The following is a 20,024-nucleotide window of genomic DNA, read 5'->3' as shown; positions in this document are numbered from 1 at the left end:
CTAAAAAAAGGCCCTTGAACTTCTTCAAGGGCCTTTCATCTTATTCCTCTTTTAATTCTTGATCGATTGTTGCGATTTTATTATAGTTTCTTAAGTACGAAACTTTATTGATTGTGTGGTTTTCGACGTCGAGTACAATCCATTTATCGTTTTTAGTATTTACATAGCTATTTGCTTGGATATTCGGATTGATACTTTGTAGCCATCCACCAATTGTATCGATGTCTTCACTTTCATCGAATTCAATTCCGAATTCTTCTTCAAGTGAGTCGAGTAAAACGCGTCCATTGATATGGTAAATATCGTTTTCAACTTTCACGATATCCGGCTCTTCATCTTCGTCAAATTCGTCACGGATTTCTCCGACGATTTCTTCTAATATATCTTCCATAGTAATCATACCTGCTGTTCCACCGTACTCATCAATGATGAGGGCGATATGAACACGTTCGCGCTGCATTTTTACAAGGGCATCACTGATTCTTGAAACTTCCGTGATAACAGGTAATTCATGTATGAATTCGTTTGTTTCGCTAATTTCTTTAGATATATGATTCGTTAAGAACTCACGCACATTAATAAACCCAACAATCTGGTCTTTGTCTCCACTCGAGTCTGTAACTGGATATCTCGTGTAGCTATGTTCTTTAACAACCTCAAGTACATCGTCGATTGTAACAGGTTGTTGAAGTGTGATCATTTGAGTCCTAGGTACCATTATATCTTTGGCCATTCTCTCATCGAATGAGAAAATGTTTTGCATGTATGCAAGCTCAGTTTGGTTAATTTCACCGCTTTGATAACTTTGTGTCATGATGATTTTTAATTCTTCTTCAGAATGAGCTTGTTCTGTAGCCATTTCTTTAATACCTATTAAACGTACGAGCGCACGTGCAGTTCCGTTCATCAACCAAATGAATGGTTTCATTATGACACCAAAGAAGTATAACGGTCCTGAGAATAAAAGTGCCATTTTTTCTGCATATTGAATCGCAACTGTTTTAGGTGCAAGTTCACCTACAACGACGTGTAAGAATGTCACAATCACGAATGAAGCCGCGATAGTAATTGGTAGTGTTAAGTGCGATGGTATATTGAACAATTCTAAAATTGGTATAATTACCGATGCAAATGTAGATTCACCAATCCAACCCAGTCCTAATGCAGTCACCGTAATACCCAACTGACAAGCAGAAAGATAATAGTCAAGATTTATCATCATGTTTTTAACACGTTCCGCTTTCTTGTTCCCATCATCTATCAATGCTTCAATTCTAGACATTCTCGCTTTAACAAATGCGAACTCTGATCCGACAAAAATCATCGTCAATGCAATTAATGCTACAAATAATACAAAATTTAATATCGTGGTCGTTTCCAATACTCTCCCTTAAAAGGGATTCACCTCCAGAAATTTGACACGCGCCAGAAAGACGCGTACGTTTTAATGCTGTTTTGATATGCTACTTTAAGTTTTAAATGCGCCTTCCCAACGAATGTCACCCCACGTCCATAATTAATCATATTTTACCATAAAACTTTGTAAAATATTATTCTAATGTCTGAATTAATTCATTAAAATTTTGTACTGCTTCATAAATGTGTGTATCCGGCTTCATAGCCTCTTCCACTTTCAATGTTTCTAATACTCTTCCATTCTCTATATAGTGTATAAAATCAAATGCTTCGAGATGACTTAAGTCATGAGTCGCAACGATAACAGTCTCTTGACTCATCACGGTATCCCATACTTTTTTAGAGAGTTCAGCTGAGAGTCCTGCTGTTGGTTCATCTAAGATCCATATGTTTTTATCTTCTAATAACATTCGGATAATCTGCAATCTTTTTTGTTCACCTGTTGACATGTGATGCGTGTAATACATATGAGTATCACTCTTTACTGCTGACAATTTGTATTCCTCTAAAAGTGCATTCACTTCCTTTTCAGTTGCATCATTAGCCCCGAACATCGTGACGTTTTCATGTATTGTCGCGTTATAAAAGTCAAGGAACTGTGGCATTACAGATGCTGATTTCGTACGCAATAATTGGTTTAATAGAGTTGTTTTACCCGAACCGCTTGGTCCAATAATCACGTGTTTTTCTCCAGGTGCGACTTTAAAGTTCACGCCATATAATGCGTCACGCTTAGAACCTTCATACCTAAATGAATGATTTTCTAAAACAATTTTTTCAGTCATTATTTGCATGTCACTCGGCTTCTTTTCAACTTCAGTAAGCGACGCTTTTACGTTTTTGTATTCAGCGGCTGGTCTTAAGATCGGAAATACGATTTCCGCGAAGTTTAAGAAAAGTAAGACGAGCATGGGTAAATATAATGCATGTGTATGTTCTAATGATAAAATGATTGTTACAATTGCAACAATCTGAAACACTTGTGTGACAAACACCATAATACTTTCTGTCTTCATGCGTTTACGCTCGATTTCATTTAGGTCTTTGAACATCTCAAGTGTATCGTGTTTTTTATCTTTAATACGATTGGATACATATAAGTCTGTAAACCCATGAATAAGGTGATACATCGCCATATATAACTGATCCAGTTTGGTGTTGTTTTCTTCATCTAAAACTTTAAATTTATTTTGAAACAGAAACGGAATAACGATAAGCGTTATAAGAGTAAATACGACCATGATTAAGACTAGCTTAATATTCACTATGAATGCGAGTAACGTCAAAATAATGGCAATTAGTGCAGTCGTCATGAACGGATAAATAATACGAATGTAATAATCCTCAATACGTTCAAAGTGTGTGTTCAATCGAGAGACAAACCACTCGTGATTTGTCTCCTCTTCACTATGAATACTATCTTTAAAATAATTCTTGCGTAAACTGTTAATCAGCTCGAATGTTGCTTCATGCGAAAACAATCGTTCAAAATACCTAAAAACACCTTTTGCCATACCAAACAGTTTAATGACAACGATGATTAGGATGATAATGAATAACGGTGGTTCAAAATAGCTGAGACTTATCATGTATCCACTCAATCCAAAAATTGAAATTCCGACCAGCCCACCTATGATTCCGAGAACAATGCTTAGGAGTACGCGTGAACGTTCATTTTTAAAGAAAGTCATTATCTCACCCTCCTAATTTCATTGTTTTTATATTCGTAGTGGACGTCACTATAACTTAATAGTTGTCGTCTGTGCACAACCGCCACGATGAGACATTCTTTTTTTAATTCATATAATTTCTCTAACACGAGTGCTTCTGTTCTAGAATCTAAAAACTCTGTCGGTTCATCCATCAGGATGACGTCCGGTCTACGAATGATTACTCTAGCAAGCTTCAGCCTCACAATTTCCCCACCGGAAAGCGGTATGTTGTTATTTTTAATGTATGTGTGAATGCCATTTTCTAAATTGTAAATACTAAAGAAGAGACCGAGGTCTCTGAGTACCGACTTAATCGTCTCTTCCTCTCCACAGCCTAAAAATTCGTAAATTGTTGTGTCAGATAAATACAATGTATCAGAAATGTAATCCATGTTGTAACTCGGTACCGTAATTGTCCCCTCATCTGGTCGATGAAGACCGAGTAACGCGCGTAAGAGCGTACTCTTACCAACACCGGATTGGCCTGTTATAGCAACAAGTCCAGTTTTCGGAAACTTGATACTCTCATTATCTAAAATAACTCTCGGCACTGTTAGTGTCACATCATTCAATGCAAGAGTATCGCCTTTTTCACGGTATTCTTTATTGCTTACTGAGATGTATTCTTCTAACTTTTCTTTATGCGCTAAGGCTGTTTTACCATTATGGAATTCTGTTCCCATAACCTTTAGGCCACTGTAGAATAATGGTGATAAAAACAGTACATAAAATGCTGTGTAGAAAGAAATATCTTTAAAGATGATAATACGGAGCCCTACTTCTAAGGCCACAAGACCAATACCAAGTATCGTAATAAACTCGAGCATCATTGTCGATTGAAAGGCGTACTTTAATATCTCCATTGTTGTCTTTAAAAACTGTACGTTGCTTTTATCTAAAGCTTTTTCAACGGCTTGCTCACTTTCCGTATAATGAATTGTTTTCTTCCCACGAATCAAGTTTAGGAAAAGTGTTCCCATCTCATCGAACTCGTCTGCTTTTTTCTTTGCTTCATCTTGTGTTCTAAGTCCAACTAAGATATAAAATAATGGAATAAATGGTGCTGAAATAATTAAAATTAGTGCTGCAATCCAGTCGACATAAATTAATACAGCAATGATCATGACTACCTTCACAACTGTGTTAATGATCGTAGGAACGAATTGTGTTAGATATGGTCTGTATTTGTCCAAATGAACAAAAAGGCGGTTCATGGTGCGCTCACTTTCTTGCGCACTCCTCACATGAATATCGTCAATAATCATTTGACCGTAATTCGACACAACATTCGTCGATACACGACCCGTATAATTTTTATAGAAAAAATCAAAGGTCATAAATAAAATAAATGCTAACGCCATATAAAAAATCGTGTTGGAAGTTGTATGTTCTATGATTAATGCGTCTAAAAATGTAGAAATATAATGTCCAAACAGGAGGTAACTCCCTGTCGCAAGTACAGAAATCAGCGTGTAAACGAGTGTTTGTTTTTTTGTTAATTCTAATTTCATCTATAGCCTCCAAAATAAAAAACGTGAGCATGCTCACGTTAAAACTTAACCACCGATGTAGCTCATGTTGATTTTTTTGCGTGCATTACGACGTTCTTCAGAAATTTCATGTCTGATTTCTGAGTATCTGTCATCGCGTTTCTCCCAAACACCTGTGACAACATCTGTCAGTTCTTCATCAGATATGCCTTCTCTCATTAATTTCTTGATGTCAAAGCCATCAACCGCAAAGAGACATCCATAGAATTTACCATCAGATGACAGTCGTGCGCGCGTACATGTTGAACAGAAGCTTTCAGATACACTTGTGATAAATCCAAGGTACGATTCTGCGTCGTCATGTTTGTATACTTTCGCCACTTCACCATAGTATGCAGGATCTAATGGCGATAGTTTAAATTCTGTTTCTAATATTTCTAAAATCTCTTTTTTGCTGACTACTTTGTCAAAATTCCAACCATTATCATTCCCTACATCCATGAACTCTATGAAACGCAGCGTAATTGGTCTTTCTTTAAAGTAACGTGCCATCGGTAAAATTTCGTGTTCATTTAACCCTTTTTGGACGACCATGTTCACTTTGATTTGGAAACCTAATGACAACCCATAGTCAATCTGTTCAAGTATTTGACTCGTAGTGATTCCACGGTCGTTTATTGAACCAAAGAGCTCATCATCCATGGCATCTAATGAAATATTTAAGCGACGTAGTCCAGCTTCATAAAGCTTTTGCCCGTGTTTTTTTAAGAGTAGTCCGTTTGTCGTAAGGCCAATGTCTTCAATACCTTCGATTTTATTAAGTCGAGCGATAAGTTGATCTAGGTCTCTACGAAGTAATGGTTCTCCTCCAGTGATACGTAGTTTTTTAACGCCAAGCGATGCATATATCTTAGATATTCTTTCGATCTCGTCAAAATTTAGAAGTTGTTCGCGACCCATAAACTGAAAATCATCACCGAATATTTCTTTAGGCATGCAGTAACGACATCTAAAGTTACATTTATCAGTAACAGAAATTCGAAGATCTCGAATTGGACGTCCGAACTTATCTGTAACAGTCTTCGTCATTCTCTTACCTCCCTATTATATATCCGATTTATGATTAATATTTTTAAAATCTGATTCTGAAAGTTGTTCTGCTTCTATGTCGAGTATCATATAGTCCAACTTGTTCAAAAACTGCCTGATTGACAATTGTTTACTATTTAGTTGGTCCTCTAATATCATAGCTAGATTTGGATCGTGGTATATCCCAACTAATGGATGTAATTGTTTACCTTTAGTTACAACCGTCTTCCCATTTTTTTTATATATATCAGATAAAATCTGTAACCATACACTAGGAACATATGGGGTATCGGTTGAAACAACAAGTAGAGGGTGCCCTACATATCGTTTTGCAACTGAATAAATACCCGATAGCGGACCGTGATCTCTATACCTGTCTTCATCAATAATCGTTTCGTACTCACTAAACTCACTCTTTAATCGTTCGTTTGTACTGATTACAATTTTATCACAAACCCCACTATTAATTAAGTTAGACGCAACGTGCTTGTACATTGCAGCTCCGTCCAAATTATAAAGCGATTTGTCCTCACCGAAGCGTGTAGAGTTACCTCCAGCTAAAATGACACCAATCATCCACCACTCACTGGTGGAATCAAAGCAACAACATCTCCAGATTTAACAACAAAGTCATCCGTTTGGAATGCTTCATTTACTGCAACTTGAAACACTTCACCGTCTAATTCTGGATAGTCGATGTGAATTCTATCTTTCAATTCTGCTACTGTAATTTCATCTCCAGCTGGAATTTCAATTACAGGCGTACCCATTTTTTCTTTGATGCCAGCAAAAATTTTAATTTCCATTAATATCCTCCTCATTAATGCTTGAGTGATAATGTCTTGAATCGCCTATCCACTCTTCGCCGTCTTCCCAAATTTCTTTTTTCCATATTGGAACAATTTCTTTAAGTCTATCTACTGCGTACATATTTGCGTGATAACCGTCCTGTCGGTGTGGGCTTGAAGTGACAACAACTACAGCAACTTCTGTTTGATCAAGCTTACCGATTCTATGACAGATTGCTGTTTTAACACCGGGCCATTTTTCACTGATCTCATCACCAATTTGTGAAAGCATCTTTTCAGCCATTGGTACATATGCCTCGTACTCTAGATGTACGGTTCTCGTTCCTTTCGTCCATTCGCGCACGTGTCCAGTGAATGTTACGACGGCACCTTGGTGTGAATTGACAAGCGCGTCGTGAAATTTTAAAACATCTATTTTGTCTTCTGTTACTTCAAATAGCTTCATACTATTTACTCCATTCTTTAAACCAATCAATCGCATCATCTAACTCTGTGTTTAAATCAAATGCTTTAACGCAGTTAACGACCTCCAAGTCATCTCGATGCGTTTTCGTTTCAATAAGCGGAGTCGTTAAAAGGACTTTTTCATACGACTCGTTTTTGTATCCTTCGATTAAAACGATATCTACATCACGTTTCTCTGCCGCTTCAACCTGTTGTGCGAGAGTCACCACGTCTCGTGTCGAATGATATGATACACTCGGTGTATTTAAAATCACATCATCTGCATATTCCAGAAATCTCTCAGAATCAGTGGTGTGAAGCTCAAAATCGATATGATGATGTTTGATCGCACACACTTTTTTCCCTCTTGATTTAAGTACTTCTAAAAATTCTATCATTAGAGTCGTCTTGCCGGTGTTTTTATATCCGACAATTTGGAGAACTTTCATGTCTCGACCACGAAGTCTACTGCGCCACCGACAACATCCGTCAACATTACCTTGACTTTATCACCAGTAGTGAATCCGCGAGTACCGCCTGGCAAGATAACAACTCCGTTACTCTCAGCAATTGAAGTTACTGCGTTAGACTTATTAAAGCCTGCCGGTCTTGCTTCAATAACGCCATTTACAAAGTTCAGTTCAGCACGCAAGAATCTCGTGAATGGGTTTGGTTTTGTGAAGTCGCCTGCTAATGTTGCGTCAATGATTGGTGCAAAAGGTCTCTGACTCCCTGTCATCAAGTTCATGACTGGTCTCACGAATAGTTCAAATCCTGAGTAGCATGCGCTTGGATTTCCGCTCAATCCAAACAAGTACTTATTTCCTAGTTTCGCAACTGTCGTGACGCTTCCCGGTCTCATCGCAACTTTGTTAAATAGGACTTCAGCACCAAGTTGTTCGTATATTGCTGGTAATAAGTCATAGTCTCCGACTGATACACCACCCGTTGTGATGAGGGCGTCTGTTTCTTCCAATATTACTTTCACCTTGTTATATAGTGATTCCAGTTCGTCTTTTTCGAGTTTATATATTGTGTAATCCACACCGACACGTTCTAGTTGCGCTGCTACCATTGGTGTGTTTGAGTTGCGAATCTTGCCACGCTCTAACTCATCATCCACATCTAACAGTTCATTTCCAGTCGATAAAATACCAACTAACGGTTTCTTATACACGTCCACTTTACTGATACCAAAAGTCGCGAGTGTCGCCACTGTCCCTGGGTTTACATAACTTCCAGCTGTTAAGATGACGTCCCCTTTCTTACACTCTTCTCCCTGAATTGCGATGTTTTCATTCTTTTCAAAAGGTCTACGAATCGTAAATCCATCGTCTGTTTCTTTTGTTTGTTCAAACATAACAACAGTATCCGCTGACTCTGGAATTTCAGCACCTGTCATAATTCTGAAAGCTTCAAATGGCTTTAATTCGTAATCGCTTGAACTCCCAGCTGGCACCTCTACTACAACTGTGAAAGCGACTCTGTTGTCACGACTCGCCTCTATAGAATCTTCACTTCTAATCGCGAAACCATCCATTGCAGACTTCGTAAAAATTGGCACATCCATCGTTGCAACAAGATCGCTCGCAATAAAACGTCCGTGACTCTCGCTCAATTGCACTGTTTCTTTATCTATAACATTTACGTTTTTTGTAACACTGTTGACCGCATCATGAATATGAATGGGTGTTCTGCCTAGCGACATACTCATTCTCCTTTTTGGTATACTATACTTATATTAAGTATACTAAATGAGGTTAAGATATGTCTAAATTCACTCACTTTAATGAGGAAGGCCGTGCGCGCATGGTCGATGTTTCAGATAAAACACAATCAAAACGCGTGGCAACTGCGACGAGTAAGATTGTCGTTTCGAAAGAGATTTATGAAGGTATTTCTGATAAAAAAATGAAGAAAGGCGATGTGCTACAAGTGGCACAGATCGCTGGGATTATGGCTGCAAAAAATACTCACCAGATTATTCCAATGTGTCACCCGCTGATGTTGAATGGCGTGGACATTTCTTTTGAATGGGACACTAAAACAGAGTACGTTTTAAATATAAAGGCGACTGTGAGTGTAACTGGTAAGACAGGCGTTGAGATGGAAGCACTGACGGCAGTAAGTGCAGCTGCACTAACGGTTTATGACATGTGTAAATCGTTAGATAAAGGTATGATCATCCGCGAGACGAAATTGGTCGCGAAATCGGGTGGGAAATCCGGGAATTATTACGTATAGAAATTGATTTAGGTTTAAAAAGGGACTAAAAAAGACGAACAGCTCATCGCTCTTCGTCTTTTTCCTTTATGCATCTTTATTTAATTCATACACTAAGTGATTCAATTCTTTCAGAATGAGTTTTTCCATTCCGAGTTTGATTGCTCCAGTTGAACCTGGTAATGATACGATCAACTTGTTGTGATGCGTTCCCATAATTGCTCTCGACAACAAACTTCTCGAGCCGATGTCTTCTGTATACGACAGCATTCTAAACAATTCTCCAAATCCTTCTACTTCTTTATGGAAGAAGTATTGTACTGCTTCTATCGTTACATCTCTCTTCGCAATTCCTGTACCACCAGTCGTAATAACAACATCTACGTCTTCTAACATCATAGTGATCATACCTCTAATATCTGATACGCTGTCTTTTACGATCTTCCTATGTTTATCTAGTACAACAGTATTTAAGTCGCCATTAGTAAGGTAGTCGTAAATCAAATTTCCACCTTTATCTGTCTCTTGCGTACGCGTGTCACTAACCGTAATAATTCCGACCTCTATATTACGATCAATTTTTTGTATAATACTCATAATATTCTCCTATCCAAGTAATTGGCTTATAATCGTTCTGGCCTTTTTCTCGTTCTCTACTCCGTGAATCAACATCCTGCCGTTATCAAAAACAACGATGCGATACGTTTCAAAATAAAATTCTAGAAAATATGGTGTGTCTCGGTGTTTTGAACCAAGTGTATCAATCGCAAACTTCACACGTTCTTTCGTAATCGTCTTATCAGTAATTTGTACAGTGTCTCGTCCACAAAGTTGCATCAAATTCGTGTGCTCATTATAAGTCGGGTATTCTTTCTTCTGACATGTCGAACAATCTTTATTCACGATATTTTTAAAGTTGATTTGATTCTGTTCTAAGTCCCAAACATTCCCAAAGATTAAAACAGGATCTAAACTCGTATTCGTCATCACTTTCATGGCTTGTGCAACTTGTGTGGACACCGCCATATGCACCGCTGGGGCAATCACCCCTGCTGTGTCACAAGTCATCGTTTTTGACGGCAGCACTGGGGTTAGACATCGGTAGCATGGTGTCTCATTTGGGATAAACGTGGCAGACGTGTAAGATCCTTCAACAACCGCGGCGTGACAAAATGGAATATTGTGTTTGAATGCAACATCGTTGATGACGAGACGGGTCTCAAAGTTATCCGTACCATCCATAATTAAGTCAACATCTTGTACAAGGGCATCTAAAAACTGAGCATCTGCATGTGCAATATGTATATCGATATCTAAGTCACTACGAATTTTAGAGAGATGCGCTTTTGCTGCTACCACTTTCGGATTTTTATCGGCGGCATCTTGTTCGTTAAACAGTGACTGACGTTGAAGATTTGACGCTTCTACGTAATCTCGGTCAACAAGAACGAGCTTTTTGATGCCTGCGCGTGCGAGCATCTCACTTGAAACTGAACCGAGCGCCCCGACACCAACAATCATCACTGTCTTTTCTTTAAGTTTGGCCTGGCCCTCTTCACCAATTGCTCTAAATAAAATTTGCCTACTATATCTATCCATAATATTCACCACAAAGTTCGTTATATATTTAGAATAGCATAACCCATGTTAAGTTTATGTAAATATTGATAATTTTAAAATCTTGTGTGGTAAAATCGAGTTAATAATCTCGCGGGAGGCACAATATTATGAAAAAGATTCTTGTTGTCGATGATGAACAATCCATCTTAACTCTACTTAAATACAACCTTGAACAAAATGGATTCCAAGTTTATACAGCAGATAATGGTGTAGACGCGTTAGACATCGCACGTTCATTAAAGCCACAAGCAATAGTCTTGGACCTTATGCTCCCTAAAAAAGACGGTATCGAAGTGGCAAAAGAATTACGTCAAGATAAAATTAATATCCCCATTTTAATGCTCACAGCTAAAGATGACGAGCTCGATAAAATTATTGGTCTAGAAATTGGTGCCGACGATTATATGACAAAGCCATTCAGTCCGAGAGAAGTCGTTGCACGCATTAAGGCAATCTTGCGACGTGTTGACCTCGAGTCGATTTCAAATAAGGAATCCGCTGATATCATCACTGTTGGCGATCTTGAAATTCATACCCTCACTTACTCTGTGTATTTGCGTGGTAAGAAGTTAGACTTAACGCCACGTGAATACGAGCTATTAATGTACCTCACTGATCATATCGGTCATGTATTATCGCGTCATCAGCTACTTAATGGCGTGTGGAATTTTGACTTTGATGGTGATACGCGTATCGTGGATGTACACATCAGTAAATTAAGGGAAAAAATAGAACAAGATTCACGTCGTCCGAAGTACATTCAGACGGTGCGTGGTTTTGGGTATAAATTGGAAGTGCCGGGCAAGTGAAAAAACTCTGGCTTAGAATAACGCTTGGTTTCTTTGCGATTGCTGTGCTTGGACTCGCAATAATTTGGTTTTTCATGTCGTCTATTAACAGAACTTCATATGAAGAAATCATCGAAACCCACTTAGGTGAAAACAGTGCCTTTATTTCCAGCTCTATTGAAGCAGGCGACATGGATATTAAAAAAGACAACATGATTGAATGGTTTAATAAGTTGGACCTCCCGAATGATATTCGATTTACATTGATCGATAGTGATGGCAATGTATTATTTGATAACGAGAACCGTTATCGCATTATGGAGAATCACTTGAAGCGTCCAGAAGTTGTTGCAGCTCAGGAGCTAAACGATATGAGCGAGTCATTTATTCGTTATAGCGATACTGAAAAAATCGACATGATGTATGTTGCTAAACCGATTCATAAGGATGGTAAAATCACTGGTTATATTCGTACAGCTACCCCACTTTATACAATAGATGAAGCGGTTAAGCAGATGTGGTGGACACTTTTAATTGTGTTTATATTTATTTTATTCGCTGCTTTGATTTCTGCTGCATTCTTATCGTATAACATTACGAAACCTATCAACAAAATCATGGGTGTAACAAATCGTTTAAAACAACAAGACTATAGCGCCCGCGTGAATGAAAAATTCTCTGGAGAACTAAATGATCTTGGGAGTTCCATCAACGTGCTCGCGAGCAGCTTACAGAAACACGTCACTGAAATTGAGGACCAATCACGACAGCTTGACAGTATTTTATCTAACTTAGTGACCGGAGTCGTTTTAATTAACCCTGAAGGTATAATCGAAATGGTGAATAAGTCAGCCGTTGGACTACTTGGTAAGAATAGCGATGCGATTATTCATAGCCATTACCGCACGAACTTAATGCATCTGAATATTGACCGTATGATTCGCCAAGTGATTGAAGAAGATGAACCAAAAACACGTGAGGTGGCTTTGTATACGCCGAATGAATGTATTTTAGAAGTGAACGTTGCCCCATATTACGGTCAGAGTTGGGAAAAACGTGGCGTGATTATTGCACTGCATGATATAACGAAGTTGAAACATCTCGAGAGTGTGCGTCGTGATTTTGTTGCGAACGTTTCTCATGAACTTAAAACGCCAATAACAAGTGTCAAAGGATTCACGGAAACCCTCTTACAAAGTGAAGGTATGCCGAGAGAAACTGAACGTGAATTTATGCAAATTATTTATGATGAGAGTGAGCGTTTGAACACCATTATCAATGATCTCTTGAATTTATCTAAGATTGAAAAGCACGACTTACAGTTAAATATAGAAAAAATCGACCTTGTAAAATTAATTCATAAGACAGCAAAGCCACTAAAAAAAGCGTTCAGTGATAAAAACTTAACACTGAACCTTCCAAAAAAGGATCGCTCTATTGAACTCTTTGCAGATAAAGACAGAATTTCTCAAATTTTAGTGAACCTTTTATCGAACGCGGTGAACTATACGCCAGATGGTGGGATGATTTCTGTCAAAGTTCGCGAGAAGAAATCACGCATAGAGTTCAGTGTGAAAGACACGGGTATTGGGATTCCTGAAACAAGTATTCCGCGTCTTTTCGAGAGATTTTACCGCGTAGATACCGCACGTGCTAGAAACGAAGGGGGGACGGGACTTGGTCTCGCCATTGTGAAGCACTTAGTAGATCTGCATGGTGGTACGATTACAGTGGATTCTGTAGAAAATGAGTACACTGAATTTAAGATAGATCTACCGGCTGAAAGATAGTATAAATTATACAAAAAAGCATGCTTCCTGTAATAAATCAGGAAACATGCTTTTTATTTCATTACTTCTTTATACGTTTTTGTTTCTAATAAGAGCATATCTAATATTGTGTCTTCGATCGCATTCATACGACTGTATAAGAATTGCGTTTCTGCAGTAGCATCTTCTGCGACATAGTGATTTGTTTTTTCACGGAGTCTTTTTAATACGTCTAATGTGCCGCGCTTCAACTCAGCTTGTTTTGTCACACTTGGTGTAATCGTATTTTTATCTTGTCCATCAATGACTGCCTTCACAAGTGGATGCAACGTTTCTTTCGCATACTCTATATAACTGTTTACCTGTTCTACTAGTGACTCGAATACTTCGATGACTTCGCTGCCAGCCGTGTCTTTTGAATCAATGAATTTTTCAACGTAAATTCTTAACACCGGCATTTCGTCTATCAGGTCTTCAAAATATGTTTCGTCTATGATGTCAAGTAATTCACTGACATTTTTCTCACCTAAGTCACGATCCATTTCTTCTTTTAAGAGCTCATTTATTTCACGTACAAACCCTTCTACGTCAAGATTATTATTCGTCGCAACATCTCCGATAGTCAGGTTGTCATCCGTTAGATATTCAAATGTATACGGTTTAAATATTTTTACTAAATCTGCATATTTCACTAAAACCTGTGTGATTTTCGTGTTTTTATTTACCATAAATATGACCTCCTCTAGCTCGCTACTTATTACTTTACCTGAATCGTGAACTTTCAAACTTATTTTATAGCTCGTTTAATGCAAGTCACATAGGGGTACGTTATAATAAAGATAACTTCACGAAAGCGGAGGACGAGTTTATGAATAAAAAATTAAGAATGATCGCTTCTTTGGCACCACTCATTTTAGTGCCGCTCATCAGAGAACGCAGTAAGATAAAAGACCATCCGGACATGGTAAAGTTGAATGACAACTCGCGTTTGTTGTATGGTAAGGCTAAAGGTTCTCTTGATGCTGCAACTGCGAAAGCAAAGAACGCCAGCATCGTTGTTGCTGATAAAACCAAAGATTCTGCTGAGTTTATCAGTGAAAAATATTTAGATAATCGTAAGAAACATTACTACAAAAAAGAGATGTCAAGTTACGAAAAGAAACAAAAAAAAGAAGATAAATTGCTAGAGAAATACGAGGCAGATGTAGAGAAAGCTCGTGAGAAGCGATTAAATGAAGAAGCAAAAGAATTGGATACAAATGTACCAACAAGTGAGGAGAAACAAAACAAAATGGATATACAAGACAAAAATAAAAAGTTAGATATTGAAAGACCAGAAACAACAAATGTTCAGGAGTTAAACGAAGAAAAAGTGATTGCAACTGAATATAAAGAAGACTATTCACATGGTGAGTTATTCTTGAAACATAAAAACACTCTAGATCCTAAGAGTGCACAGTTATGGAAAGAAAAACGTGAGCGTCCCGGATCTCGTTCTGCAGAAATCGATGATTCATTATTTTTAAAGCATCGCTTAAGAAATGATGCACATTTTGAAAAATCTGGACGTACAACAGGTACTGGTACAGGCTACGTAAAATCAGATGCGCACCTTGCTTTTGAAGAGTACAAATCAAGTTTTAAGAAAAACAGTTAAGAAAAAGGACTCCTTTATGAAAATTAAGAGTATTTCAGTCTTCTGTGGTGCACGTTCCGGCAACGACAGAATTTTTGAAGAATCGGCATACAATTTAGGTAAGATACTAGCAGAAAGAGATATTCGTCTCGTTTATGGGGGCGGTGGACTTGGATTAATGGGCGCAGTTGCAACAGGTGCACTTGATCATGGGGGTGAGGTAACTGGAATTATTCCAGAAATACTCGTTGACCGAGAGATGGCACATACTGGCGTGAAGGATATGCGTATCGTTAAAGACATGAGTGTTCGTAAAGAACAGCTGATTGACGAAGCAGATGCGATTATTTTGTTACCCGGTGGCGCTGGAACAATGGAAGAGTTCTTCCAAGTTTTTGTAGCAGGGCAAATTGGCATTTACCAAAAACCAATTGCGTTTGTTAACACAGCTGGTTACTATGATTCTCTGTTTGAACTTTTAGATACATTCATTTACCATGACTTCTTAGAGGAACGATTCATAGAGCTCGTACGTAAAGTAGATCGTATCGAAGATGTTATCGAGGAACTGGAACATTTTAAACCCGTTAAAGGACGTACAAGAGAAGATATTGAAAAAGGACACTCCCATAGATAATTGGGGTGTCCCTTTTTATGTTTCCAACTTATAAATAATAAATTGTTGTTTGCTGTGACCGTCGACATATTGTTGATGTTTAAACGTATCGATTCTTTGCATACCGAGCTTATCCACGACATTAAGTGCTGGATTATTCCTGTTACAGACAAACGCGTATAAATCACGGATATCCGTCTTTTTTTCTGTGAACTTAATTACACCGCGAAGTGCTTCTGTTGCAAACCCTTGGTTCCAATACTTCTTGATGAGCATCACGTATAACTCTATACAAGGGAACATCGTATGCATATCTACTTCGTGTTTCTTCTCATCAAATTGTTTCACACGTATACCTGCAATACCAATAAATTCCTTAGTATCTCGTCTTTCCACTGCGAATAGTCCAAAACCTCGGTCATTTACGCTCGCACTAGAAAGTCGCGCAAACTCACGTGCCTCTTTTATTGTTTTTTTAATTGGAGAAAACTGAACGACATCGTTATCCTGTGTTGCTTTTAAATATGGAATGACGTCTTCTGGTTTCCAACTCCTTAAATTCAAACGTTTTGTCTTAATATATCTCATTCTGCATCTCTTCTGTTATAACTGAGAAGACGAACTTTAAACGACTCGTTTTCGAAGTCGTATTTCTCTAATTTCTTTTTGTTTTTCGTTGTAACAACGCCGCTGATAAAGTCGCGAGAATCATCAACTTGATATGTGACGTTAAATGTCTCAAATCCTTGTTCAGGGGCTGGTTTTTTAACAACGACACGATCAGGACTACCGAGGATATCAACAACTGGTTTTCCGATAATCGATTCGATCTCAGCACCTAGTTCTTTTAATGTCATTTTTTTACCTTCTACTAAAATAAATTCTTTTTCATACATTATAGAATCCTCCTATTTACTATCCTCTTTAGCTTTTCTTTCTAGCTCAGTTAATTGTTCTTGCTTTTGATTTTTCTTTTCAGTTAATAACTCGTTTTCATTATTTAATTCGCTGATGCGCTGTTCTAAGTTGACGATCTGTTTGTCTAGGTTTTCTATATCTTTATCAATTTGAGATTGCTCGCCCGAACATGCTGATAAACATACAGTAACCATGAGTAAAAGAATCAATCGTATCATGCATTCTCACCTATTTTCTTCTTATAGAGTAGTATACCATTTTTACACGATTAATTTTAAGTGATTCAACAAAAAAGCATGCTTCTTGTAAACCAAGAACCACGCTTAATTTCTAAAATAAGAATATATCTAGCAGGAACCACACGACAATAAGAGTGTATACGATCACTTTAAACATTGTAGTTGTAACGAATGCGAGTAGTGATCCAAGCGATGCATAAAATGCTGGCTTAACTTTTCTAAACATCACGAGTTCTACGATAAATACAAGGAATATCGGTACAAAAATCACGCCGAGCGGCGGATACACAAACATTCCAACGATTATACCTATAATTGCTGCTACCTGTCCTGCTTTTGTTCCACCTAATTTTTTCACATAATATTGAGTAATTGCCATATCACTTAAGAATACGAGAATCGTTAAAACGATGAGTACAAGCCAAAACATAATCGACAGCTCGTCTCCAACGAGATATTTATATATAAATGCTGCTACCCAAAACATTAATATAGATGGTATTGCTGGGAATACAAGACCTAGATACCCAAGTCCAAAGGATAGAATTATCAGTATCCACCAAAGTGCTTCCATTATACGATACCTTCCTTAACTTCATTTTTTTCAAATCCAAACATGACTACTGCGATGATGAGCATAATTCCGCTCGCTATAAACGAATACTGCACTGACAGATAGTCAGAAATTAATCCACCCATCAAATTACCTAACAGCTGTCCGACTATCATTCCATTCGCGTACAATGTCGACGCGTAGCCTGGAAATTGCGGTAACACATCTTGGAAGTAGCTTATCCCAAGACCTAAGATCACTGCTAGAAACATAGCCAAGAATACTTGTCCTACAAGGATGACCATAAAACTGTTAAACATTCCTACAATGATAAAAAACATAGCGCCAATCATACCTGCAACCATCAGCAAGTGCTTCGTCTGATATTTTGAAGCCACTAGTCCAATTCCGATCATGAACGGAACTTCTAACCCTGCACATATACTAGATAATAAACCTACTTTTTCATTACCTTCACCGAGAAAATTCGTCACGTACAGCGGCATATTTAAAAGATAACTCCATTGCCCAACTTGTAAAAAGGTGAATGCAATAAACGGAATCAATAATGCCGGTGTCTTGAACAGCTTCGGAGCTTCTGTTTCTCCTAACATCTGCGCAGGAATAATATCTTGTTCGGATTGCCTTTTGGGATTACTAATAAATAGAGTCGATACAAACACTGTTAAGAACATGAAAATTGCACCAATAAATAGCCCCATAAAGTCATACTTAATCAATAGAATAGACCCAATTAAAGGTCCGAATAGGAAGCCGAAACTGAACATTGAACGGAGCAGTGTATTTGCGAAGGTCTTAAAATTAGAACTTTTATTATTCGCATCGTTCACACTCTCTCGTGCCGATGCATATAACTGCGGCATAGCAGGTGCACCTAAGCTATAAAACAAAATAAATCCTAAAACTAGTATCCACGTTTGATTTAAGATTAAAAACAGTGAATATGTGATCACTTCCATAAATAATGCCGCAAGTATCAAGTACTTTCTGTCAAAAGGCAAACGGTCACTAAACCTGCCAACTATCGTATTCACGATGAATGAACCTACCGCGCCAGTTCCCATAAAAAGACCAAAGCCTGTCACTGTCATTCCGTGATATTTAGTCATATAGATGACCATGTATGGAGCAGTAATCGCAATCGCAACTCCTAAAAACACCATGTTCAATATATAAATTTTGTAATTATTAAGACGTAATAGTTCTAAAAACATATTTCACCTATTTATGTTCTTCTGTAATTAGATCAATAAATGATTTAACCTGTGGTAACTCTAACACACGACTGTCATATGAAATAAAAGTGTCACGTAAAAGGGCAACACCGTCAATTTCAACCTTCTCAACATGGAAATTTGAAAGATCCATAGTCTTCGTTATTAATGCAGGAAGTACTGTCATTCCAACATCATTTAAGAGTAATTCACGACATGTCGTAATTTGGTCGACATGTATTTGTGGTACATAAGGTTTATCAAATCGTGCCTCGAAGAACTGCTTTAACTGATTGCTGTACCAAGCGTCAGCTTGGAATTCAATGAGTGGTTGTTCTTCAATCGGCTTATTTTTAGGTGCAACGAGGTAGTGTTCATCACTAAATAGTAAGAGATTCTCCTTGTTTAACACCTTGTTACCACGTGTGATTGATACGTGATACTTATCTGCATTTGTAACGATTTTAGATGTTGACCCAACCTGAACTTGAACGTTCACCATTGGATACTCTTTCAAGAATTTTTCTAGCACTGATGGAATAATCGTATAACCGATAAGTGATGACACCCCAATCGTTACTTTACCATCAATATTTGAACGGTTTCTATTAATGGAATCCATCAAATGTGTTTCTTTGTCGACCACATGCTTCGCATGAGCTATGATTTTTTCACCAGCACTCGTTACGATAAGTTCTTTCTTTGTACGGATAAAGATCTGTGTACCCCACTGTTCTTCTATCGATTTTAATCTTTGACTCACTGCAGGCTGTGAAATGTATAATACCTCTGCTGCTTGTCTTAATGTTTTCGTTTCGTTTAATGTAACGAGTAACTCGTAATCATCAAATCTCATTTTATCTCTCCATCACTTTCTTATACGCAAACTGCGCTAACTCTTTGAATTTGTCAAAATCATTACCAATTTCTTCTATTAATTGGTGTGCGATTTTATACGCAAATTCCTTTTCTCTAGTTGTCATCTTTTTGTACTTAACTGCACGAACTACATCATCTTCATCTACGATTTCACATCGTCCATCTGGTAACGCAAGAACGTCTAAATACATGTCTTCACGACGTGCTTTCCCAAGCTCTAATATGTGTGACTTATTAATATCAAAATAGTATTGCACTACTTCGTTTTTATCGTTGTACATAACTGTCATGCTGTAATTTGTGTTTTCTGGCATAATCTGAAGCCATGTAAAATGATCATCAGCAACCAATACTTCCTGATCGATTATTTTGACAGTTAGGGGGGCTTTTACCTCTTTAATTTCTAGCGCACCAATGAGTACATTTGTCTCTTGATACGAAGTTAATACTTCTTTGTAAGAGCTACGTTTCAAACGGCGCCATTTACGTTTATCTAAGTATTTTGTTTTCACCGTACTCAACTCCTTAACTAATTATACAAAACATCGAAATAAAAAGTATAGCTATAAGAATTACTTATCACTATAT

24 protein-coding genes are annotated in these 20,024 nt (G+C 37.7%); 5 read left to right on the top strand and 19 right to left on the bottom strand.

All coding sequences use genetic code 11. From position 1 onward, the window contains the following. Positions 1-40: 40 nt before the first annotated feature. The 9 genes from H9D55_RS00305 to H9D55_RS00265 form a co-directional block, all read right to left on the bottom strand. Positions 41-1,381, bottom strand: a complete 1,341-nt coding sequence (locus tag H9D55_RS00305; protein ID WP_186075793.1) for a hemolysin family protein — start codon at positions 1,379-1,381, stop codon at positions 41-43. A 169-nt stretch (positions 1,382-1,550) separates the two neighbouring features. Beyond that, positions 1,551-3,107: an ATP-binding cassette domain-containing protein gene (locus tag H9D55_RS00300; RefSeq protein WP_186075791.1), complete on the bottom strand. Its 1,557-nt coding sequence runs from the start codon at positions 3,105-3,107 to the stop codon at positions 1,551-1,553. Then, positions 3,107-4,639 (bottom strand): ATP-binding cassette domain-containing protein, encoded by a 1,533-nt coding sequence (locus H9D55_RS00295; RefSeq protein WP_186075789.1) that lies wholly within the window; start codon positions 4,637-4,639, stop codon positions 3,107-3,109. The genes H9D55_RS00300 and H9D55_RS00295 overlap by 1 nt, the downstream gene beginning before the upstream one ends. 45 nt (positions 4,640-4,684) lie before the next feature. Then, entirely contained in the window at positions 4,685-5,707 is a 1,023-nt protein-coding gene (moaA, locus tag H9D55_RS00290) for a GTP 3',8-cyclase MoaA (RefSeq protein ID WP_186075787.1), read from the bottom strand. A gap of 15 nt (positions 5,708-5,722) precedes the next feature. Beyond that, positions 5,723-6,283 carry a molybdenum cofactor guanylyltransferase gene (locus tag H9D55_RS00285; RefSeq protein ID WP_186075785.1) on the bottom strand — a complete coding sequence of 187 codons (561 nt, stop codon included), beginning with the start codon at positions 6,281-6,283 and terminating at the stop codon, positions 5,723-5,725. After that, positions 6,280-6,513: a MoaD/ThiS family protein gene (locus tag H9D55_RS00280; protein ID WP_186075783.1), complete on the bottom strand. Its 234-nt coding sequence runs from the start codon at positions 6,511-6,513 to the stop codon at positions 6,280-6,282. The genes H9D55_RS00285 and H9D55_RS00280 overlap by 4 nt, the downstream gene beginning before the upstream one ends. Next, positions 6,503-6,961: a molybdenum cofactor biosynthesis protein MoaE gene (locus H9D55_RS00275; RefSeq protein WP_186075781.1), complete on the bottom strand. Its 459-nt coding sequence runs from the start codon at positions 6,959-6,961 to the stop codon at positions 6,503-6,505. Before H9D55_RS00275 ends, H9D55_RS00280 begins: the two co-directional genes overlap by 11 nt. A gap of 1 nt (position 6,962) precedes the next feature. Next, a complete protein-coding gene (mobB, locus tag H9D55_RS00270) occupies positions 6,963-7,409 on the bottom strand; it encodes a molybdopterin-guanine dinucleotide biosynthesis protein B (protein WP_186075779.1) in 447 nt (148 codons plus the stop codon). After that, the gene (locus tag H9D55_RS00265) at positions 7,406-8,668 is read right to left on the bottom strand and encodes a molybdopterin molybdotransferase MoeA (protein ID WP_186075777.1); all 1,263 of its coding nucleotides are present in this window, start codon (positions 8,666-8,668) and stop codon (positions 7,406-7,408) included. The genes mobB and H9D55_RS00265 overlap by 4 nt, the downstream gene beginning before the upstream one ends. A 59-nt stretch (positions 8,669-8,727) precedes the next feature. On the opposite strand from H9D55_RS00265, the gene moaC reads away from it, so the two are divergent. Beyond that, positions 8,728-9,204 carry a cyclic pyranopterin monophosphate synthase MoaC gene (moaC, locus tag H9D55_RS00260; protein WP_186075776.1) on the top strand — a complete coding sequence of 159 codons (477 nt, stop codon included), beginning with the start codon at positions 8,728-8,730 and terminating at the stop codon, positions 9,202-9,204. A gap of 66 nt (positions 9,205-9,270) precedes the next feature. Here moaC and H9D55_RS00255 read toward each other — a convergent pair whose 3' ends face one another. Both H9D55_RS00255 and H9D55_RS00250 read right to left on the bottom strand, forming a co-directional pair. Beyond that, positions 9,271-9,780 carry a MogA/MoaB family molybdenum cofactor biosynthesis protein gene (locus tag H9D55_RS00255; RefSeq protein ID WP_186075775.1) on the bottom strand — a complete coding sequence of 170 codons (510 nt, stop codon included), beginning with the start codon at positions 9,778-9,780 and terminating at the stop codon, positions 9,271-9,273. Positions 9,781-9,789: 9 nt separating this feature from the next. After that, complete coding sequence (locus H9D55_RS00250) at positions 9,790-10,782, bottom strand: ThiF family adenylyltransferase (protein ID WP_186075774.1); 993 nt, start codon at positions 10,780-10,782, stop codon at positions 9,790-9,792. Positions 10,783-10,907: 125 nt separating this feature from the next. On the opposite strand from H9D55_RS00250, the gene H9D55_RS00245 reads away from it, so the two are divergent. Both H9D55_RS00245 and pnpS read left to right on the top strand, forming a co-directional pair. Continuing rightward, complete coding sequence (locus H9D55_RS00245) at positions 10,908-11,612, top strand: response regulator transcription factor (RefSeq protein ID WP_186075863.1); 705 nt, start codon at positions 10,908-10,910, stop codon at positions 11,610-11,612. Continuing rightward, positions 11,609-13,381 (top strand): two-component system histidine kinase PnpS, encoded by a 1,773-nt coding sequence (pnpS, locus tag H9D55_RS00240; protein ID WP_186075772.1) that lies wholly within the window; start codon positions 11,609-11,611, stop codon positions 13,379-13,381. Before H9D55_RS00245 ends, pnpS begins: the two co-directional genes overlap by 4 nt. A 53-nt stretch (positions 13,382-13,434) precedes the next feature. Here pnpS and H9D55_RS00235 read toward each other — a convergent pair whose 3' ends face one another. Continuing rightward, the gene (locus H9D55_RS00235; protein ID WP_186075770.1) at positions 13,435-14,088 is read right to left on the bottom strand and encodes a hypothetical protein; all 654 of its coding nucleotides are present in this window, start codon (positions 14,086-14,088) and stop codon (positions 13,435-13,437) included. A gap of 140 nt (positions 14,089-14,228) precedes the next feature. On the opposite strand from H9D55_RS00235, the gene H9D55_RS00230 reads away from it, so the two are divergent. Beyond that, positions 14,229-15,017, top strand: a complete 789-nt coding sequence (locus H9D55_RS00230) for a hypothetical protein (RefSeq protein WP_186075768.1) — start codon at positions 14,229-14,231, stop codon at positions 15,015-15,017. A 16-nt stretch (positions 15,018-15,033) separates the two neighbouring features. Further along, a complete protein-coding gene (locus H9D55_RS00225; protein WP_186075767.1) occupies positions 15,034-15,633 on the top strand; it encodes an LOG family protein in 600 nt (199 codons plus the stop codon). A gap of 15 nt (positions 15,634-15,648) precedes the next feature. Here the strand turns inward: H9D55_RS00225 and H9D55_RS00220 are convergent, their stop codons facing one another. From H9D55_RS00220 to H9D55_RS00190, 7 genes are all read right to left on the bottom strand, one after another. Beyond that, positions 15,649-16,200, bottom strand: coding sequence for a GNAT family N-acetyltransferase (locus H9D55_RS00220; protein WP_186075766.1), 552 nt, complete (start codon positions 16,198-16,200; stop codon positions 15,649-15,651). After that, on the bottom strand, positions 16,197-16,508 hold the full coding sequence (locus tag H9D55_RS00215) for a hypothetical protein (protein WP_186075765.1): 312 nt from the start codon (positions 16,506-16,508) through the stop codon (positions 16,197-16,199). The genes H9D55_RS00220 and H9D55_RS00215 overlap by 4 nt, the downstream gene beginning before the upstream one ends. 12 nt (positions 16,509-16,520) lie before the next feature. Further along, positions 16,521-16,748: a FlxA-like family protein gene (locus tag H9D55_RS00210; RefSeq protein ID WP_186075764.1), complete on the bottom strand. Its 228-nt coding sequence runs from the start codon at positions 16,746-16,748 to the stop codon at positions 16,521-16,523. 112 nt (positions 16,749-16,860) lie between these two features. Next, positions 16,861-17,343 (bottom strand): DUF456 domain-containing protein, encoded by a 483-nt coding sequence (locus tag H9D55_RS00205; RefSeq protein ID WP_186075763.1) that lies wholly within the window; start codon positions 17,341-17,343, stop codon positions 16,861-16,863. After that, positions 17,343-18,506: an MFS transporter gene (locus H9D55_RS00200; protein WP_235963070.1), complete on the bottom strand. Its 1,164-nt coding sequence runs from the start codon at positions 18,504-18,506 to the stop codon at positions 17,343-17,345. Before H9D55_RS00200 ends, H9D55_RS00205 begins: the two co-directional genes overlap by 1 nt. Positions 18,507-18,564: 58 nt before the next feature. Beyond that, on the bottom strand, positions 18,565-19,413 hold the full coding sequence (locus H9D55_RS00195; protein WP_186075761.1) for a LysR family transcriptional regulator: 849 nt from the start codon (positions 19,411-19,413) through the stop codon (positions 18,565-18,567). 1 nt (position 19,414) lies between these two features. After that, positions 19,415-19,948, bottom strand: coding sequence for a DUF402 domain-containing protein (locus H9D55_RS00190; protein WP_186075759.1), 534 nt, complete (start codon positions 19,946-19,948; stop codon positions 19,415-19,417). Positions 19,949-20,024: the final 76 nt, after the last annotated feature.

Source organism: Phocicoccus pinnipedialis (assembly GCF_903994035.1).
In the GTDB taxonomy this organism is placed as follows: Bacteria; Bacillota; Bacilli; order Staphylococcales; family Salinicoccaceae; genus Phocicoccus; species Phocicoccus pinnipedialis.
The sequence above is the reverse complement of the archived record's forward strand: the minus strand, read 5'-3'. Positions and strand labels throughout refer to the sequence as shown.

Excerpts from the sequence above, each read along its gene's own strand:
- H9D55_RS00215 (WP_186075765.1), bottom strand. The coding sequence starts at position 16,508 with ATGTATGAAAAAGAATTTATTTTAGTAGAAGGTAAAAAAATGACATTA.
- H9D55_RS00295 (WP_186075789.1), bottom strand. The coding sequence starts at position 4,639 with ATGAAATTAGAATTAACAAAAAAACAAACACTCGTTTACACGCTGATT.
- mobB (WP_186075779.1), bottom strand. The coding sequence starts at position 7,409 with ATGAAAGTTCTCCAAATTGTCGGATATAAAAACACCGGCAAGACGACT.
- H9D55_RS00275 (WP_186075781.1), bottom strand. The coding sequence starts at position 6,961 with ATGAAGCTATTTGAAGTAACAGAAGACAAAATAGATGTTTTAAAATTT.
- H9D55_RS00285 (WP_186075785.1), bottom strand. The coding sequence starts at position 6,283 with ATGATTGGTGTCATTTTAGCTGGAGGTAACTCTACACGCTTCGGTGAG.
- moaC (WP_186075776.1), top strand. The coding sequence starts at position 8,728 with ATGTCTAAATTCACTCACTTTAATGAGGAAGGCCGTGCGCGCATGGTC.
- H9D55_RS00280 (WP_186075783.1), bottom strand. The coding sequence starts at position 6,513 with ATGGAAATTAAAATTTTTGCTGGCATCAAAGAAAAAATGGGTACGCCT.
- H9D55_RS00200 (WP_235963070.1), bottom strand. The coding sequence starts at position 18,506 with ATGGTGTTTTTAGGAGTTGCGATTGCGATTACTGCTCCATACATGGTC.
- H9D55_RS00220 (WP_186075766.1), bottom strand. The coding sequence starts at position 16,200 with ATGAGATATATTAAGACAAAACGTTTGAATTTAAGGAGTTGGAAACCA.
- H9D55_RS00195 (WP_186075761.1), bottom strand. The coding sequence starts at position 19,413 with ATGAGATTTGATGATTACGAGTTACTCGTTACATTAAACGAAACGAAA.
- H9D55_RS00225 (WP_186075767.1), top strand. The coding sequence starts at position 15,034 with ATGAAAATTAAGAGTATTTCAGTCTTCTGTGGTGCACGTTCCGGCAAC.
- moaA (WP_186075787.1), bottom strand. The coding sequence starts at position 5,707 with ATGACGAAGACTGTTACAGATAAGTTCGGACGTCCAATTCGAGATCTT.
- H9D55_RS00300 (WP_186075791.1), bottom strand. The coding sequence starts at position 3,107 with ATGACTTTCTTTAAAAATGAACGTTCACGCGTACTCCTAAGCATTGTT.
- H9D55_RS00235 (WP_186075770.1), bottom strand. The coding sequence starts at position 14,088 with ATGGTAAATAAAAACACGAAAATCACACAGGTTTTAGTGAAATATGCA.
- H9D55_RS00230 (WP_186075768.1), top strand. The coding sequence starts at position 14,229 with ATGAATAAAAAATTAAGAATGATCGCTTCTTTGGCACCACTCATTTTA.
- H9D55_RS00265 (WP_186075777.1), bottom strand. The coding sequence starts at position 8,668 with ATGTCGCTAGGCAGAACACCCATTCATATTCATGATGCGGTCAACAGT.
- H9D55_RS00210 (WP_186075764.1), bottom strand. The coding sequence starts at position 16,748 with ATGATACGATTGATTCTTTTACTCATGGTTACTGTATGTTTATCAGCA.
- H9D55_RS00255 (WP_186075775.1), bottom strand. The coding sequence starts at position 9,780 with ATGAGTATTATACAAAAAATTGATCGTAATATAGAGGTCGGAATTATT.
- H9D55_RS00250 (WP_186075774.1), bottom strand. The coding sequence starts at position 10,782 with ATGGATAGATATAGTAGGCAAATTTTATTTAGAGCAATTGGTGAAGAG.
- H9D55_RS00205 (WP_186075763.1), bottom strand. The coding sequence starts at position 17,343 with ATGGAAGCACTTTGGTGGATACTGATAATTCTATCCTTTGGACTTGGG.